This is a genomic window from Kitasatospora sp. NPDC059146, assembly GCF_042786665.1.
Classification (GTDB): Bacteria; Actinomycetota; Actinomycetes; order Streptomycetales; family Streptomycetaceae; genus Kitasatospora.
In genome coordinates this window covers 1-1,889 of sequence record NZ_JBHZCY010000264.1, presented here as the reverse complement: position 1 = coordinate 1,889, position 1,889 = coordinate 1, and the positions used below count along the sequence as shown (strand labels likewise).

Here is a 1,889-nt window from a genome sequence, read left to right as displayed (position 1 = left end):
GTGAGGACGCGGTGACGGCGTTCGCGGAGGGGCTGCTGCGGCCGCTGCGCGATCACGACCGGACGGCCCGCGGGGACCTGGTGGCCTCGCTGCGGGCGTGGCTGTCGCGGCACGGGCAGTGGGACGCCGCCGCGGCGGACCTGGGGGTGCACCGGCACACGCTGCGCTACCGGATGCGGCGGGTCGAGGAGCTGCTGGGCCGTTCGCTGGACGACACGGACGTGCGGATGGAGCTGTGGCTGGCGCTGCGCTCCGGCGAGGAGTAGCGGGCCCGGCTGGACGCGGTGGAGTGGCTCCGGGGCGGAACGCTCCTAGTCGGCCAATCCGGTCGGCCGCTCCGCGCACCTACCCTCGGGTTCGGGTCCCACGCCCGTGGGCCGTACGACGACGAGGAGAGGGCCGGTACCACGGTGACCACCACGTACGATTTCTGGCTCGCCGGCCGCCGGGCGAGCGGTGACGCCGCCTTCGAGGTGCACAACAGCTGGGACGGCCGTCTGGTCGGTCGGGTCAGCGTGCCGACCGAGGCCCAGGTCGAGGAGGCGCTGGACGCCGCCGTGGCCGCGCTGCCGGTGTTCGCCGCGACGCCGGCGCACCAGCGGGCCGCCGCCCTGGACCACGTGGCCAAGCGGCTGGCGGAGCGCACCGAGGAGCTCGCCCAGCTGATCACGGCCGAGAACGGCAAGCCGGTCAAGTGGGCCCGCGGCGAGGTCGGCCGCGCGGTGTCGGTCTTCCGCTGGGCCGCCGAGGAGGCGCGCCGCACCAACGGCGAGACGATGCGGCTGGACACCGACCCGGGCGGCGTGGGCCGCTTCGCGGTGGTGCGCCGCTTCCCGCGCGGTGTGGTGCTGGGGATCGCCCCGTTCAACTTCCCGCTGAACCTGGTCGCCCACAAGGTCGCCCCGGCGATCGCGGTCGGCGCCCCGATCATCCTCAAGCCGGCCCCGGCGACGCCGCTGTCGGCGATGGTGCTGGGCGAGATCCTGGCCGAGACGGACCTGCCGGCCGGCTCCTGGTCGATCCTGACGGTGCCGAACGAGCGGATGCCGGCCCTGGTGCAGGACCCGCGCGTGCCGGTGATCTCCTTCACCGGTTCGGACAAGGTCGGCTACCAGATCATGGACTCGGTGCCGCGCAAGCACACCACCCTGGAGCTGGGCGGCAACGCCGCGGCCGTGGTGCTGGCGGACTGGTCCTCGGAGACGGACCTGGACTGGGCGGCGACCCGGATCGCGATGTTCGCGAACTACCAGGGCGGCCAGTCCTGCATCTCGGTGCAGCGGGTGATCGCCGACGCGTCGGTGTACGACGCGCTGGTGGAGAAGGTCGTGGCGAAGGTCGCGGCGCAGGTCACCGGTGACCCGAACGACGACGCGACGGACGTCGGCCCGCTGGTCGACGAGAACGCCGCGAAGCGGGTGGAGTCCTGGGTGGACGACGCGGTCGCCAAGGGCGCCAAGCTGCTCGCCGGCGGCACCCGCGAGGGCGCGACGTACGCCCCGACCGTGCTGGCCGAGCTGCCCGCCGACGCGATCCTGGCCAAGGCCGAGGTGTTCGGCCCGGTGCTGTCGCTGCACCGGGTGGAGGGCGTCGAGGAGGCCTTCGCGGCGGTCAACGACTCGCCGTTCGGCCTGCAGGCGGGCGTGTTCACCCACGACCTGCAGACCGCCTTCCGGGCGCACCGGGAGCTGGAGGTCGGCGGTGTGATCATCGGCGACGCGCCGTCCTACCGGGCCGACCAGATGCCGTACGGCGGCGTCAAGGACTCCGGTGTCGGCCGTGAGGGCGTCAAGTACGCGATGGACGACTACACCGTCGAGAAGGTCATGGTGCTGACCGGCCTCGACCTCTGAGGGACGGCTCGCCGCGGGGCCCGGTCCGGTGCGGAC

General features: G+C 73.6%; 2 protein-coding genes. Both read left to right on the top strand.

Annotation, left to right across the window (positions count from 1 at the left end):
• Positions 1-266: PucR family transcriptional regulator (locus tag ACFXPX_RS43810; RefSeq protein ID WP_380645115.1), on the top strand; the 266-nt coding region annotated here is incomplete at its 5' end.
• A gap of 144 nt (positions 267-410) precedes the next feature.
• Positions 411-1,853, top strand: coding sequence for an aldehyde dehydrogenase family protein (locus ACFXPX_RS43805; protein ID WP_380645114.1), 1,443 nt, complete (start codon positions 411-413; stop codon positions 1,851-1,853).
• Positions 1,854-1,889: the final 36 nt, after the last annotated feature.